This window comes from Corynebacterium frankenforstense, assembly GCF_030211955.1.
GTDB lineage: Bacteria > Actinomycetota > Actinomycetes > Mycobacteriales > Mycobacteriaceae > Corynebacterium > Corynebacterium frankenforstense_A.
Map to the genome: position 1 here is coordinate 101,550 of NZ_JASODI010000008.1, position 15,157 is coordinate 116,706.

13 protein-coding genes are annotated in these 15,157 nt (G+C 73.4%); 10 read left to right on the plus strand and 3 right to left on the minus strand.

Going from position 1 to position 15,157, the window contains the following annotated elements; all coding sequences use genetic code 11:
* The first annotated feature begins 63 nt into the window (after window positions 1-63).
* The 8 genes from truA to QP119_RS05885 all read left to right on the plus strand — a co-directional run bounded on the left by truA (window position 64) and on the right by QP119_RS05885 (window position 9,272).
* Window positions 64-1,026 (plus strand): tRNA pseudouridine(38-40) synthase TruA, encoded by a 963-nt coding sequence (gene truA, locus QP119_RS05850; RefSeq protein WP_284774391.1) that lies wholly within the window; start codon window positions 64-66, stop codon window positions 1,024-1,026.
* On the plus strand, window positions 1,023-3,389 hold the full coding sequence (locus QP119_RS05855; RefSeq protein WP_284774393.1) for a DUF6541 family protein: 2,367 nt from the start codon (window positions 1,023-1,025) through the stop codon (window positions 3,387-3,389). The genes truA and QP119_RS05855 overlap by 4 nt, the downstream gene beginning before the upstream one ends.
* A gap of 168 nt (window positions 3,390-3,557) precedes the next feature.
* Window positions 3,558-4,754, plus strand: a complete 1,197-nt coding sequence (gene eccB / locus QP119_RS05860) for a type VII secretion protein EccB (protein ID WP_284774395.1) — start codon at window positions 3,558-3,560, stop codon at window positions 4,752-4,754.
* A gap of 77 nt (window positions 4,755-4,831) precedes the next feature.
* On the plus strand, window positions 4,832-6,346 hold the full coding sequence (locus QP119_RS05865; RefSeq protein WP_284774397.1) for an FAD-binding oxidoreductase: 1,515 nt from the start codon (window positions 4,832-4,834) through the stop codon (window positions 6,344-6,346).
* Window positions 6,347-6,475: 129 nt separating this feature from the next.
* Window positions 6,476-7,783, plus strand: a complete 1,308-nt coding sequence (locus QP119_RS05870) for an SAM-dependent methyltransferase (protein ID WP_284774400.1) — start codon at window positions 6,476-6,478, stop codon at window positions 7,781-7,783.
* A gap of 114 nt (window positions 7,784-7,897) precedes the next feature.
* Window positions 7,898-8,494, plus strand: coding sequence for a hypothetical protein (locus QP119_RS05875; protein ID WP_284774402.1), 597 nt, complete (start codon window positions 7,898-7,900; stop codon window positions 8,492-8,494).
* Between the two features lie 98 nt (window positions 8,495-8,592).
* Window positions 8,593-9,105 carry a hypothetical protein gene (locus QP119_RS05880; protein ID WP_284774404.1) on the plus strand — a complete coding sequence of 171 codons (513 nt, stop codon included), beginning with the start codon at window positions 8,593-8,595 and terminating at the stop codon, window positions 9,103-9,105.
* Window positions 9,102-9,272 carry a hypothetical protein gene (locus tag QP119_RS05885; protein ID WP_284774406.1) on the plus strand — a complete coding sequence of 57 codons (171 nt, stop codon included), beginning with the start codon at window positions 9,102-9,104 and terminating at the stop codon, window positions 9,270-9,272. The genes QP119_RS05880 and QP119_RS05885 overlap by 4 nt, the downstream gene beginning before the upstream one ends.
* On the opposite strand, the gene QP119_RS05890 is transcribed toward QP119_RS05885, so the two are convergent.
* Together QP119_RS05890 and eccD are read right to left on the minus strand one after the other, a co-directional pair.
* Window positions 9,259-10,545, minus strand: coding sequence for a S8 family serine peptidase (locus QP119_RS05890; RefSeq protein ID WP_284774408.1), 1,287 nt, complete (start codon window positions 10,543-10,545; stop codon window positions 9,259-9,261). The genes QP119_RS05885 and QP119_RS05890 overlap by 14 nt on opposite strands.
* Window positions 10,542-11,879 (minus strand): type VII secretion integral membrane protein EccD, encoded by a 1,338-nt coding sequence (gene eccD, locus QP119_RS05895; RefSeq protein WP_284774410.1) that lies wholly within the window; start codon window positions 11,877-11,879, stop codon window positions 10,542-10,544. Before eccD ends, QP119_RS05890 begins: the two co-directional genes overlap by 4 nt.
* Window positions 11,880-12,046: 167 nt before the next feature.
* Here eccD and QP119_RS05900 point away from each other — a divergent pair, with 167 nt between their 5' ends.
* Together QP119_RS05900 and erm are read left to right on the plus strand one after the other, a co-directional pair.
* A complete protein-coding gene (locus QP119_RS05900) occupies window positions 12,047-13,579 on the plus strand; it encodes a cell division protein FtsK (RefSeq protein WP_284774412.1) in 1,533 nt (510 codons plus the stop codon).
* 101 nt (window positions 13,580-13,680) lie between these two features.
* Window positions 13,681-14,535 (plus strand): 23S ribosomal RNA methyltransferase Erm, encoded by an 855-nt coding sequence (gene erm / locus QP119_RS05905; protein WP_016456425.1) that lies wholly within the window; start codon window positions 13,681-13,683, stop codon window positions 14,533-14,535.
* A gap of 70 nt (window positions 14,536-14,605) precedes the next feature.
* Here the strand turns inward: erm and QP119_RS05910 are convergent.
* A partial coding sequence (locus QP119_RS05910) for a type IIL restriction-modification enzyme MmeI (RefSeq protein ID WP_284774414.1) occupies window positions 14,606-15,157 on the minus strand: 552 nt, incomplete at its 5' end.

Consider the following 15,157-nt stretch of genomic DNA (forward strand, 5'->3'; position numbering starts at 1 on the left):
ACCGTTAATCTGTTTCACCCCTGCGTACGGACGCTAACGCGGAAAGAGAGGCCACGGAAGCCGATGAGCCCGGAGACGGGGAGCACCGACCACGAGGAGGCGGCCGGACACGTCCGGCTGCGCCTCGACATCGCCTACGACGGCACCGACTTCCACGGGTGGGCCAGGCAGAAGGACCCCGACATCCGCACCGTGGAGGGCGAGATCACCGACCGGCTCTCGCTGATCTTCCGCGAGCCGGTCACCCTGACCGTCGCCGGGCGCACCGACGCCGGCGTGCACGCCTCCGGGCAGGTCGCCCACGTCGACGTGCCCGCGGCGGTGCTCGGGCAGCGCTCCATCGCCGGGGACCCGGCACGCCTGGTGCCGCGGCTGCGCAAGCTGCTCGAGCCCGACGTGATCGTGCGCGCCTGCAGCTTCGCCCCGGCGGGCTTCGACGCCCGGTTCTCCGCGCTGCGCCGCCACTACCGTTACCGGGTGACCACCTCGCCCTCGGGAGCGCTGCCGACCCGGGCGCGCGACACCGCCGTGTGGCCCAAGCCCGTCGAGCTCGACCGGCTCAACGCCACGGCCGCCAGGCTCGTCGGCCTCAACGACTTCGCCGCCTTCTGCAAGCCCCGGGAGCACGCCACCACGGTGCGCGACCTGCAGACCTTCACCTGGCACGACGTCTCCACCCCGGCCGAGCCGCAGCTCTACGAGGCACGGGTGAGCGCCGACGCCTTCTGCTGGTCGATGGTGCGCTCGCTGGTCGGCTGCTGCCTGGCGGTGGGGGAGGGCCGCCGCGAGCCCGACTTCGCCCACGCACTTCTGTCCGAGACCTCGCGCAGCTCCGCCGTGCCGGTCGCCCCGGCCTGCGGACTCAGCCTCGTCGGCGTCGACTATCCGGCCCCCGGGGAACTGGCCGCCCGCGCCGCGACCACCCGCACCAGGCGCACGGTGCCCGCACCGCCCGCGCACCCGGGCGATGCCCGCGCCGACGGCGACCGCACCGCCGGCGGCGATCCCGAAGACACCCTCCGATGAGCGTCTCCTGGACGCTGATCGTCGTCCTCGCGCTCACCGCGACGCTGCCCGGCGGCCTCGTCGGGCTGGCCGCCGGCCTGCGACTGCCGTGGGCGGCGGTCGTCTCATTGCCTGTCAGCTTCGGCGTCTACGGGCTGGCCGCCTGGGTCTGCGGGCTGCTCGGCGTCGGCTTCGGCCCGGTGACCGCGCTCGTCGCCTGGGCCATCGCCCTGGCGGTCGCACTGGTCTGGCGCTGGGTCGTCGGTGCCGAGGGTTGGCGACGCCCGCCGCTGCCGCGCCCGCGGCGCCGGTCGCGGGCTGAGGAGCGGGCTGAGGCGCGGGTCGAAACGCGCCGCGGGACCCGGCCTCAGGCCCGCACACCCGGTGCGGGCGCCCGCGCCGTCACGCGCCGGTGGGACTGGCCGCTGCCGGCCCTCGGCGTCTTCGTCGGGGTCGTCGGCGCGGTCGGCGCCGCCGTGGGCTGGCGCGCCCCGCTGCGCGACGGCATGGCCACCGTCGACCAGGGCTGGGACCCCCTCTGGCACGCCAGCGTGGTCCGCTTCATCCTGGAGACCGGCGTCGCTACGCCGACGCGGATGGGCGAGCTGCAGAACATCGAGACCGGCGCCTACCTCTACTACCCGACGGCCTGGCACGCCGCCGTCGCCCTGGCCGCCCGGCTGACCGGCTCCGGGGTGGTGCCCGCCGTCCAGCACGCCGCCGTGGTGCTGCCCGCGCTGGCGCTCCCCGTCTCGACGGCGGCGCTGGCCTGGCGCATCGCCGGCTCGCGCGGCTGGCCGGCCCGCGTCGCCGCCGCCCTGGGTGGGGCGTGCGTCACCTGGGTGCCCGCCGTCATGTGGGTCGGCTACTTCATCGGCGCCTGGCCGTACCTGGTCGCCATGACCGCGTTCGGGGCGGTGCTCGCGCTCTTCGTTGCGGTGCCCGCCCGGCCCCGCGCCGCGCTGCCGGCCGCCCTCGGGCTCGCCGGCGTGCTGCAGCTGCAGCCCGGCCCGGTCACCGTCGTCGTCCTCGGCGTCGCACTCTGGTGGCTGCTGGCCGGCCTGTGGCGCCCGACGCTTCCCGGGTGGCGTCGCCGCCTGCGCGACCTCGCTTGGTTGGCCGGCCCCGGTGTGGTGGCCGCGGCGGCGGTCGCCCCGCAGGTCCTCTCCGCGGTCGGGCAGGTCGGCGAGATCGCCGGCTACAACTTCGAGCGCGGCATCGGCCACGCCGAGTCCTGGCACGACGCGGTGACCATGGCGGTCACCCACAGTGAGGAGTTCCCCGACTTCAACCCGGTGCCGCTGCTGGTCGTCGCCGCCGTGGGCGCGGTGTGGTCGGTGCTGCGTCGCCGCGGGCTGTGGGCGCTGGCCCTCTGGGCGTTCCAGGCTGCGCTGCTGGCCCACGCGCTGAGCCCCTGGGCCGGGGTCCCCGGCGGCGTGCTGGGCGCGGTGGCCTCGATGCACTACTCCTCCGACACCCGACTGGTCATGCCGGTGGCGATGCTCACCGTCGCCTTCGCCGCCGCCGGGCTGGGCGCCGTGGTCGCGGGGCTCGGTGCGCTTCTCACGCGGGGCCGCGGGCCGCGCGGCGTGGTCACCGTGGTGCTGGCCGTCGCCGTCGGCGCCGGCTGCCTGTGGTGGTCGGTCGCCGGCACCGCGCGCGGGGCCCGCTGGGCAGTCGCCGAGAACCACGCGAACCAGCGCATGGTCTCGGCGGCCGACCAGCGCGCCTTCGAGTGGCTGGCCACCCGCCCCGAGGTCCGCGGCGGTCTGGTCTCCGGCGAACCGGCCGACGGGCACGCCTGGGCCTACCCGTACGCCGGGGTGCCCACGCTGTTCCGCCACTACAACTGGCCGGTCGCCCGGCTGGGCTCCGACAGTGATCTCGTCGCCTTCCGCGCCAACCTGCTCGGCGCCGGCGACTTCGGCGACCCGCGGATGGCCAACGCCGTCGACGAGGCCGCCGAGCGCCTCGACGTGCGCTTCATCATCGACTCCCCGCCGCGATTCTGGGCCTTCCAGGCCGCCTCGGACTTCATCTCCCCGGTGCTGCGCCGCTCGCCCGGGCTCACCCCGGTCTTCGAGGACGGCGGGACCGTCGTCTACGCGGTCAACCAGGCCTTCACCGACACCGAGCTCGACCGGCTGCGCGCCGAGTCGCCCGCCTCGCCGCGCCCGCAGCCGCAGGTGCTCGAGGACCCGGAGGCGCAGGACGCGCAGGCGCCGCGCCACCACCGCCCCACGGTGCCGCGCCCGGAGCGGCTCAAGGGGACCCCCGGCGGGCTGGTCACGCCCGCGCATGGGTACCTGGGCGGCCGGCTCGCCCCGGGGGCGGCGGCCGCGGGGCTGGGCCCCGAGCTGATCGACCTGCCCTACCCGGGCTGAGCCGTGGGTGCGCCTTTGGGGGACCGGCCCGCAGGCCGCGGGGCCCGGACCCGCTCACCGGGCGCGCCCGCCCGCCCCGCGCTAGGGTGTGCGCCAAAGGCGGCGCGGACCGGAGCTGACCCGGGCCCGCAGCCGAGGGGGAACACCACGGTTAGACGGGGGAGGACCATGTCACAAAGGCACGACCACTCAGCCGCGCGCGGCGCAGCCGGCGCCGCAGCCGCGGGCACGCCCGGGCGCGGACCGGCGCCGGGGCCGGCACCGACCACGCGCGCGCAGGTCTCCGGCCACCGCTTCCTCACCCGCCGCCTGCGCCACGGGCTGGTCTTCGGCGACATCCGCATGATCCACGACCCGCTGGCCCGCCGCCGGCGCGCCGGGCTGATCGGTGCGGCGGCCGCCGGCCTGGTCGCCGCCGGCGCCGGCCTGCTCGCCGTCATCGACCCCGCCCCGGACCCGGGCGAGGCCGCCGTCCTGCGCGCCGAGTCCGGGGCCCTCTTCGTCCGCGTCGACGAGACGGTCCACCCCGTGGCCAACCTCGCCTCCGCCCGCCTGATCGCCGGCGGACCGGAGGAGCCCGCCGAGGCCTCCCCGGACGCGCTGTCCGCCCGCCCGCTCGGCCGTCCGGTGGGCATCCCGGGCGCGCCGGGCACCGTCGCCGAGGAGGCGCCCGCGCCCGAGGCGCGCTGGGCCGCCTGCGTGGCCCCCGACGGCGCGGTCACCGTGGCGCTGACCGCGCCGCGTCCGCTTGACGACGCCGCGGGGCTCATCGCCCGGCCGCGCGCGGCCGGCGCGCGTTCCGGCACCGTGCGTGACTGGCTGGTCACCGCGGAGGGCCGTCGGGCGCTGCCCGAGGAGGGCACGGCCGACGGCGACCGGGTGCGCGCCGCGCTCGGCGTCGACCAGGCCACGAGGGTGTGGCGCCCGCCGACGGAGGTGCTCGCCGCCGCCCCGGAGCTGCCCGAGCTGACGGCCGCCGACCTCGACGCCGCGGGTACGGACGGCGTGGGCGCACTCGAGCTGGCCGACCCCACCGACGCCGAGGTGTGCACCGGCGGGCCGGACGCCGCGCTGAGCCTGCACACCGCCCGGCCTTACGGAACGGCCGTGGAGCTTCCCGGGGAGGGCACCGCGGAGCGCTTCGCCGGGCCAGGTGCGGGCGCCTTCGCCGTCGACACCGGTCACGGCGTGCAGGTCGTCTCCGACAACGGGATGCGCCACCGGCTGCCGGACCCGGAGGCGGCCGCCGTACTCGGCCTGCCCGAGCCGCACCCGGGCTGGTGGCCGGTGCTGCGCCTGCTGCCGGAGGGCGCGGCGCTCTCGGCCGAGGCCGCCCTCGAGGTCGAAGACCCCGTCAGGCCCTGAAATCTGCCCCGGGTTCTCCCCGGGCGCGGGATTTCTCCGCGGGCGCGGTGCCCGGGATCGGAGTTAGGGTGACGGGCATGGGTATTCGCGATGCGGCCGTCGGGCTGGCGGCCAGGGCCACACAGTCGCTTGCGATCGGGCGCGGGGTCGACCCCGTCGACGTGGAACCTGTGGGCTGGTGGGCGCACCAACGCGGCGTCGACAAGCTCACGGAGAGCTTCCGCGCCATCCCCGCAGGCACACGCGCCCGGCTGGCGAAGAAGACCTCGAACCTCTTCCGCGGCCGCTCCGGCGACGCCGCGGGCCTGGACGTCTCCGGGCTGCACGGGGTCATCGCCGTCGACCCGGTGGCCAAGACGGCCGACGTGCAGGGCATGTGCACCTATGAGGACCTCGTCGACGCCACCCTGCCGCACGGCCTGGTACCGCTGGTCGTCCCGCAGCTGAAGACGATCACGCTCGGCGGGGCGGTCAGCGGCATGGGGGTCGAGTCGACCTGCTTCCGCAACGGCCTGCCGCACGAGTCGGTCACCGAGATGGACATCCTCACCGGCACCGGCGAGATCGTCACCTGCTCGCCGGAGGAGAACGTCGACCTCTACCGCGGCTTCCCCAACTCCTACGGCTCGCTGGGCTACGCGGTGCGCCTGCGCGTGCTGCTCGAGGACGCCCCGGCCGCCGTCGAGCTGCGCCACGTGCGCTTCAACGACCCGGACAGCTTCGCCGCCGCGCTCGGTGCGGCCGCCGAGACGGCCGAGTACGCCGACGTCCGCGTCGACTACCTGGACGCGGTGGTCTTCTCCCCGGAGGAGCTCTACCTGGTGCTCGGCACCGGAACGCAGGAGGAGGGCCCGGTCAGCGACTACACCCGCGAGCGGGTCTACTACCGCTCCATCCAGCACCCCGAGGGCGTGCTGCGCGACCGGCTGGCCTTCCGCGACTACCTGTGGCGCTGGGACATCGACTGGTTCTGGTGCTCGCGGGCCTTCGGCGCGCAGGACCCGACGGTGCGCCGCCTGTGGCCGCGCAGCCTGCGCCGCTCCAGCTTCTACTGGAAGCTGGTCGGCCTGGACCGCCGTTTCGACATCGAGCACCGGCTGACCCGGGCGCGCACCGGCGAGCCGCACCGCGAGCGGGTTGTCCAGGACGTCGAGGTGACCACCGACCGGCTCGCCGAGTGGCTGCGCTGGTTCTTCTCCTCCTGCGACATCCAGCCGATGTGGCTGTGCCCGATCCGGCTGCGCGCCGGCTCCGAGAAGCTGGTCGGCACCGGCGAGCTGACCGCCGGGGCAGAGGCGCCCTGGCCGCTCTACCCGCTCCAGCCGGGCACCACCTGGATCAACGCCGGGTTCTGGTCGGCGGTGCCCGGTGACCTGATGGGCCCGGACGCCGGGGAGGGCGCCTTCAACCGCGCGATCGAGGCGAAGGTCCACGAGCTCGGCGGGCACAAGTCGCTGTACTCGGAGGCCTTCTACACCCGCGAGCAGTTCGAGGCGCTCTACGGCGGGTCGCTTCCCGCCCAGCTCAAGCGGGTCTTCGACCCGGACGGGCGCTTCCCGGGCCTCTACGAGAAGACCGTCGAGGGCGCCTGAGCCGGCGCCGGGAAGGACGTCCCGGCCGCCTCAGCGCACCCGCCGGGACGGCCCACTGATTCAACGGGCGAATTAGGCGCAGACGATTAGACTGGCGTGTCAGTCGGTTGAGAAAGGACAGTGAACGCTATGACCGCCTCCTCCGAGAAAAACTCCACGATGACCGTCGGTGAGATCATCGACATGCTCGTCGAGGCGCCGAACCCCTTCCGCTGGGAGGCCTTCGACGGTTCGACCGCCGGTCCCGCGGACGCGAGGTACACGGTGCGCATCCTCAGCCCGGAGGGCCTTTCCTACATCGCGACCAGCCCGGGCGACGTCGGCTTCGCCCGCGCCTGGGTCACCGGCGGCATGGAGGTCGAGGGCGAGCACCTGGCCCACCCCTACGGCATCTTCGACACTCTGCGTGACCTCTACGGGCAGTTCCGCAGGCCCTCGGCGGGCGACCTGCTCAAGATCTACGCCGAGCTGCGCCGCATGGGCGCGCTGCAGATCCAGCCGCTGCCCGAGGTCGAGCGCTCCTCCTTCCTGGAGCGCTCCCTGCGCCAGGGCCTGTCGCGCCACTCCAAGGAGCGCGACGCGGACGTCATCTCCGCCCACTACGACGTGGGCAACGAGTTCTACGAGCTCTTCCTCGGCGACACGATGACCTACACCTGCGCCTACTACCCGACCGAGGACGCCGGCCTCGACGACGCGCAGATCAACAAGTACCGCCTCGTCTTCGAGAAGCTGCGCCTCAAGGAGGGCGACCGCCTGCTCGACATCGGCTGCGGCTGGGGCGGGATGGCCCGCTACGCCGCCAAGCGCGGCGTGCACGTCATCGCCGTGACGCTCTCCCAGGAGCAGGCCGAGTGGGGCCGCGCCGCCGTCGAGGCCGACCGCCTGGGCGACCTCGCCGAGATCCGCTACCAGGACTACCGCGACGTGCCCGAGTCCGGCTTCGACGCCGTCAGCTCCATCGGGCTGCTCGAGCACGTCGGCGTGAAGAACTACGCGGACTACTTCGAGTTCCTCTCCGGCAAGCTGCGCCCGGGCGGGCTGATGCTCAACCACTGCATCACCTACCCGGACAACCACAAGACCCGCAAGGGCGAGTTCATCGACCGCTACATCTTCCCGGACGGCGAGCTGACCGGCTCCGGCACCGTGGTGCGCAAGATGCAGGACCACGGCTTCGAGGTGCTCCACGAGGAGAACCTGCGCTTCGACTACATGCGCACGCTGCGCGACTGGTGCGAGAACCTCAAGGCCAACTGGGACCGCGCCGTCGAGCTGGTGGGCCTGCCCACCGCGAAGCTGTGGGGGATGTACATGGCAGGCTCCGAGTGGGGCTTCGAGCACAACGTCGTGCAGCTGCACCAGGTGCTCGGCGTCAAGCTGGACGAGCGCGGTTCGCGTTGCGGGGTGCCCGAGCGCATGTGGTGGCGCCCCTAGCACGGGGAACGCTCCCCGCGGCACTGGCCGCGGACCCTGCGGGCTTTCTAGGTTGAGGCCGTACCGCGACGCACGGATCATGGTGCGCCGCCCCGACCTCCCAGGAGCACCGCCATGTCCCGTGCCGCACTGCGCCGTCGCCTCACCCGAGTGGGCGTCGATTTCCGACGCCGCGCGGTGCTCGCCGTCTGCGTGACGGCCCTCGGCGTGGGCGCGTCCGCCTGCGCCGGCCAGGCCGGCGCCGGAAACGGGGCGGCGTACGGGCCCGAGCCCGCGCCGGGCACCGTGGCGGCCACCGCCCGGGACGCCGCCGCAGAGAGTTCCGCGGGGACCGTCGTGGAGACCGCGGGGTACGGCGCGGCGCCGCCCGCGGGCCCCGAGACCAGTGCGGCGCCGCCCGGTCCCGGGACCACCGGCGGGCTGCGGGTCTTCGATGACGGCACCGACACCGCCGCGGTCTACCTGAGCAGCCGGGACGTTGACGGTGAGGTCTTCGGCGAGCGCGACTGCGCGGTCGACCTCGAGTTCCGCGACCCTGCCGGGGCGGCGATCCCCTCGGCGGGCACGGTCCACCGCCAGACCTGCAACGGGTGGGTGATCGCCCCGCTGCCGGAGCAGGCCGGCCCGGCCCAGCTGCGCGTCACGGTGGAGATGTCCGGTTTCGAGCCGCTCGTGATCGCCCAGCCGATCGTGCTCGCCGGCAACGCCTGACCCGGTCCTGGCGCCACCTGGTCCCGGCGCCACCGGGCGCGCGCCTTTAGAGTGAGGTGCGCACCGCAGATGAACTTGACCGGCCCAGGAGCCCCACCGTGTCCCCGTCCCGCCCCGCCCGCCTTACTCTCGCCGCGGCCCTCGGCACCGCCGCCCTGACCCTCGGGGCCTGCACGATCGGGGACCCGGAGCCGGATGCGCCGGTGCTGACCACCCAGCCGCAGACCTCGACCGCGCAGTCGAGCTCGGCGGCCTCGAGCGCCTCGGGCACCTCGAGCGCGACCTCGTCGTCGACCACGCCGAAGGCGGCGGGTGGCCCCAACGAGAAGCTCGCCAACGGTGACGGCACCTACCGGCTCACGGACGACGCCCCGGACCCTGACCGCCCGCCGGAGGACGTCTCGGCGACCTTCAGCAACCTCGACGACGAGGGCTTCAAGCGGCTGACGGTGATGTTCGAGGACGACTACGCCAACGCCTTCCTCCAGTACGAGGGTGCCAAGCAGTCCAACGGGTTGTGGATCAACGTCCGCGGTGAAACGACCGACGGCGACAACGTCGAGGACATGCGGTGCTCCTTCAAGTACGAGATCTTCGACGGGGCGGCGTGAGCATCTCGACTCCCGACCCCTCTGAGGGCTTCGAGAACACGTCGTGCAGGACCTACGTGGTCGACCGGCCCGAGGACGCGATCGGGCCGCAGTCGGTCCAGGTGACCATCGCCCTCTCCGGCCACAAGCCCTTCGTGGTCCGCCAGGACATCATCAACGTCGGCTAGACCCGCCCACGGCCAGGCCGACGACCAGGCCGGACAGCGCCAGGATCGCCAGGACACCGACACCGACGGCCGCCGCGCGCCCGGTCACCGAGGTGTCTGCGGCCACCGGCGCGGCGATGCGTTCCGCGGTGCCCCCGTTTGACGACGCCCCGTGGCCCCCGTCGCCGGTTCCCGCACCCGAGCCTGCGCCTGCGGCGCCGCCGGCGCGGTGTCCGGGAGCGCCGTCCGCCGGCACGTGCAGGTGGCCGAGCACCTGGTGCGCGTCGACGGCCCCGTGCGGCGGCTGGGCCGCCTGGCGCAGGTGCGCGCGCAGGAGCGCCGGCGGGGCCTGCGGGTGGCGTTCGATGAGCGCGGCGGCCAGCCCGCTGACCACGGGGGCGGCGAAGCTGGTGCCCTCGAAGCCGCGGCTCGCCCCGCTCTCCGGGTCGGTCACCCCGGTGGCCAGCCCCGCCCCGCCCGGGTCCAGTCCCACGGCCACCTGCCCGGGCGCGGCGAGCGAGCCGGGCCCGGCGGCCACCGAGTAGTCGGCCAGCCGGTGCTCGTCGGCCAGTGCGGCGACGGTGAGCACCGTCCCGGCGTGGCCGGGGTAGACCACCGAGCCCTCCGGGCAGTCGGCCGAGGCGTTGCCGGCGGCGGCGACCACCACGGCGCCCTCGGCCTCGGCGCGGGCGAGCGCCTCATCCAGGCTGGAGGTGTCCATGACTGCCGCGCGCCGGGGCTCGACGCAGGCGACCACGGAGGCGTTGATCACCCGCGCGCCGTGGTCCAGGGCCTCATGGATCGCCCGGGCCAGCCCGCCGAGGGTGCCCGAGCCCTCCCGCTCCACACCCGTGGCACCGGGACCTGCGGGGGAGCGGTAGTGCGCGCTGGACTGGCGCACGCTGACGATCCGCGCGCCGGGGGCCACCCCGACCAGCGCGTCCTGCTCGGAGGGCCTGGCGGCGATGACCCCCGCGACAACGGTGCCGTGCCCGTCGCAGTCGCGCAGCGGGTCCGGCGTGCCCGGGGTGACCAGGTCCGCACCCGGCACCACTCCGCCCAGGCGCGGATGGTCGGCGACCCCGGTGTCGATGACGGCGACGATCACCCCGGACCCGGTGGCCAGGCCGTGGCCCCGGTCGGCCACCGGCGGGACCTCGAGCTCCGGCGGCGGGGTGCCCACCACGCAGGCGCGGTCGGGCTCGGCGCCCACCGCGGCCGGCTGGACCGGCGGGGCGGACAGGACGAGCAGTGCCCCGGCGGCGGCGCAGGCCGCGGGTGTGCGGGCCCTCATCCCAGGCCCCGCAGCCAGGTGAACACGCCGGCGAGGTGTACCGCCAGCGGGACCGCGGCGGCCAGCGCGGTGGACTCGGCGCGCTCCCACCACACCAGCGTCGTCGGCTCCGGGTCGCTGAGCTTTCCCGCCCACAGCGGGGCGGACAGCGCCGCGGCGGCCACGGTGCCGGTGATACCGAGGGCCACCGGCACGGCCCCCGGGACACCGGTGGCCGCGGGCGCGGCGGCGACAAAGCCCGCAAGCGCCACGGCCAGGTTCGCCCAGAGGGCCACCGGGTCGGCGTGGCGCAGGGCGTGCAGACCGCAGGCGGCGGCCACGCACAGCGCGAAGGCCAGCGCGAACCACGCCAGCGAGCTGCCCCGGGTGGTCCAGGCGAGCCAGGGCAGTGCCACCACGGCCACCGCCGCGGCGCCGCAGACCACCCCGGCGTGCACCCGCCGGGCCCGCTCGGCGCGCGCGGCGGCGTCCGGGACCTCGACGCCGGCCAGGGTGACCTCCTCGCCGGCGGTGGGCAGGCGCGGAACCGAGAGCCCCGCGGCCGTCTGCGCGATCGCCGGGGCGGCCCACCCGCAGGCCAGGGCGACCGCCACGGCGACCGTCGCCGCACCCGTCGCCCCGGCGAGCGCACCCGCGCCGGTGGCAAAGGCGCACACGACGAGCATCACCACCCCGGCGGCCAGGCAGCCCGCCCCCGGGCGGTGCGGGCGAAGGGCGGCCACCCCGGCCAGCCCCACCCCGGCGGCGGCGAGCCCCGCACCGGTCGCGGCCGCCCACCCGGAGGCCTCGTCCGGCACCGCGTCGCCGAGCACCCAGCCGGCGGCGGCCACCCCGCACAGCGGAGGCAGTGCGACGGCGGCCAGCGTCAGCTCGCGGCGCCAGGCCAAAAGCACCAGGCAGGCGGCCCCCGCCACGGCCGCCACCAGCCACGCCGGGGCGGCGTGGGCGACGAGCACGGCGAGCATCACCACGCCGGCGGCTGCGGTGGTCTGCGCCAACCCGCCGGGATGCGCACGGCCGGCCAGCGCGGCGTCGGCAAGCGCCTCGGCGGCGTCGCGCGGCACCGGGCGCGGGCTCGGGTGCCCGGGTGCCAGCACCAGCACCCCGCCGTCGGGCGGGCCGACCGCGCCGAGCGGCTCCTCGGACGGTACGGGTGCGCCGGCGGCGGTGGTCGCCCGCCACGGCGTCTGCGGGTGCGGCGCGCCGACCAGCCAGGCGACCTCCTCGGCGATGTCGGCCACGGAGCTGCTCACGGGCACGCTCAGGTCGGTCTCCCGGTGGAAGCCGCCCGTGTGGACGCGCACGCACAGCCGGAGAACGTGTTCGATCTCCACGGTGAAAAATCCCCCTCGATATGTTCTTCCCCCTGTGTGTGCGCTCATCGTGACCTACACTTGCGCCCGTGTCCACCCGAGAGGTGGGACCCGCGTGGGGGCGCGGCGCGAGGGGTGCCGCGGGAACCCCGCGTGCGACGGGGGAGAACAGAGGGGGAATATTCCGCATGACCACCGCAATCGCACCGCGCGACCGGTATGCGCCGGTCGCGCCGGCCGCACCGTTCGCGCCACCGGAGCGCCCGCGCCGGCGCACCGTCCATCCGCTGACACCCGGCGCGCGCGAGCCCGCGCCGCCGCGCCCGGAGGGCAGCCTCTCCGCCGAGGCGGTGCCCGCCGCCGACACCCCGCGGCCCATCGCGCTGATCCGCATCCTTTTGCCGCTGGTCATGGTCGCGGCGATGATCGGCATGGTGCTGCTGATGGTGCGCATGGCCGGCACGGTGCACCCGATGATGCTCATCCTGCCCGTCATGTTGGCCATGGGGATGATGGGCATGTTCGCCCCGCCGCAGAACCGCGACCCGGACGAGACGCGGCGGACCTACCTGCGCCACCTCAACGAGCTGCGGCGCACCGCGCTCGACAACGCCGCCGCCCAGCGCGCCCACGAGGAGCACCGCCACCCCGCGCCCGGCGACCTGTGGGCCCTGGTGCCCACCGACCGGCTCTGGGAGCGCGGCGCCGAGGACGCGGACGCCCTGCACGTGCGCCTGGGCACCGGGCCGGCGCCGCTGTGCACCCCGCTCGAGGTCGGTGAGCAGGGCGCGCCCGAGGACCTCGACCCGGTGTGCGCGGTGGCGCTGCGCCACACGGTGCGCTCGGTGGGCACCGTGCCGGACCTGCCGGTGGTGCTCAACCTCGCCGCCTTCGGGCACCTCTCGGTGGCCGGCCCGGGCGCGGGCGACCAGGTGCGCGCGATGATCGCCCAGCTCGTCTTCCACCACGGCCCGGAGGCCGTCGGCGTCGAGGTCCGCGGCGACACCACCGGATGGGCGTGGGTGAAGTGGCTGCCGCACGCCCGCGCCCCGCACGCGGCGGCCTACCGGGTGCTCGTCGTCGACGGGGTCACGACCACCGGTACCGAGGACTTCCTCGACGACGACTCGCTGACCTGCGTCATCGAGGTCGGCACCGGGGCGCCGACGGCGCTGCGCACCCGGGCGCGCGACGAGGGCCTGGCGCTCACGGCCGCCGACCGGCTGATCGCCCACACCGACAACGGGCGCGAGGACCTCGGCGTGCCCGACGCGATGTCCCCGCGCGCGGCGGCCACCCTGGCCCGGGCCACGGCGTCGTGCCGCCGGCCCGGCCACGGCCGCGGCGCGGTGGCCAACGACCTGCCGGCGCTGCTGGGCCTCGACGGGCCGGACGGCCTGGGCGGGGCACACCCGCCCGAGCTGTGGCGGACCCCGCCCGCCGAACGGCTCACCGTGCCCGTCGGCGTCACCCGCGGGGCGGGCGGGCCGGCGGTGCCGGTCACCCTGGACCTGCGCGAGTCCGCCGAGGGAGGCATGGGCCCGCACGGGCTGTGCATCGGGGCGACCGGCTCCGGCAAATTCCAATCCAGAGAGGTCTTGCACTGTTGCGGTGCGGTTGTCTTCTTTCTCACCGTATTGGACCCTGCGAAATTAATTGGATACGATAGGCCCATGTTGATTTTAGGTTCCGTTTTCATGCGGCCGCTCACCAGCCGCTAAGGCGGTTTTCTCCCTCCCGCAGGTTAGAAACCGCTCCGGTCCTTTAGCCGGGCGGCCATTTGCCATGCCCGGCTCCGTTTCAACTCCACGGAGCACACCTGATGTCTACATACGGATACGGCCGTCACGAACATGGCCAAAATTTTCTCACAGACCACAAGATCATCAACTCCATCGTCGATCTTGTAAAACAAACCTCCGGCCCCATCATTGAGATCGGGCCAGGAAGCGGTGCCCTCACTCACCCGATATCCCACTTGGGGAGGGCAATAACGGCAGTTGAGGTAGACGCAAAACTAGCTGCCAAACTCACAAAAAAGACCGCCTCGGCGTCGGTCGAAGTGGTCCATGATGATTTCCTCAACTTCCCGTTACCCGCCACTCCCTGCGTCATTGTGGGAAACATTCCCTTTCACCTCACCACTGCCATTCTTCGAAAGTTGTTGCATGCGCCGGCATGGACTGCCGCTGTACTCCTCATGCAGTGGGAAGTCGCTCGCCGCCGGGCCGGGGTAGGTGCAAGCACGATGATGACAGCTCAGTGGTCCCCATGGTTCACGTTTCACCTTGGTTCCCGAGTACCAAGGTCTGCTTTCCGGCCACAGCCAAACGTTGACGGGGGGATCTTAGTGATCCGCCGGGTGGGTGACCCGAAGATCCCGATAGAGCAACGCAAAGCCTTTCAGGCGATGGTGCACACCGTTTTCACCGCCCGGGGACGCGGGATAGGGGAAATTCTCCGAAGGGCAGGGTTGTTTTCATCACGTTCAGAGACACAATCATGGTTGCGCTCGCGAGGAATCGACCCCGCAACCCTACCTCCCAGATTGCACACCAGCGACTGGATCGATCTCTTCCAGGTGACTGGTTCCTCTTCACCGCGCCATCGGCCCATTTCACAATCGGGAAGTAGTCAACGCCCTCCTCAACGGAAAAATCGAGGCCGGCGGCGGTAATCCCCCCACCACCAAAACCGAAATCCACCAGTAGTAGTGAACGACCCATGTTCGTCTACCGTGAGCCGCGTTATGGCAGTGACGTGTTCTCGTCGGGCACAGTCATAGTTCCCGGCGTTGCCAGCGACAGGGTTCTACACCCAGCAGCGGGACCGATCAAAATCACCCGCACGGGGAACGACCCTGCTGGTGGTTTCGATTTTGATGAAAGCGAGGAGACATAGCCCCTCGCCAACTCCCCGTAGCTGGCGAACAGTAGCTCCTGGCGCTGGCGCTCGTTGGTGAGTTTGCGTGCCACATCGAAAGCCTTATCGACTTCCCGGTCCAAGTTGTTGTGGGCCTTGAGCAGAATTGGGTCCATCGATAACGGGTTGTAGTGCTCCGCGAGTGACCGCTGGGGGTGCCGCTCGCGTGCCCGCAGCACCAACTGTCCAGCGTCGATGATTCGCTGCTGCGCCTTCTCATCTAGTTCACACAGAGCTGGTCCGCAGTTGTAGCTCCCGATGTACTCCGAAAAACGGAAAAAATAGATAGTGGGGATACATGGAGTTGTCAGTGGGTGAATGCGCCACCTCGACTTGGAGGTTGTTGTGGCTGGTCGTTGGACTCCGAAAGATGTGAA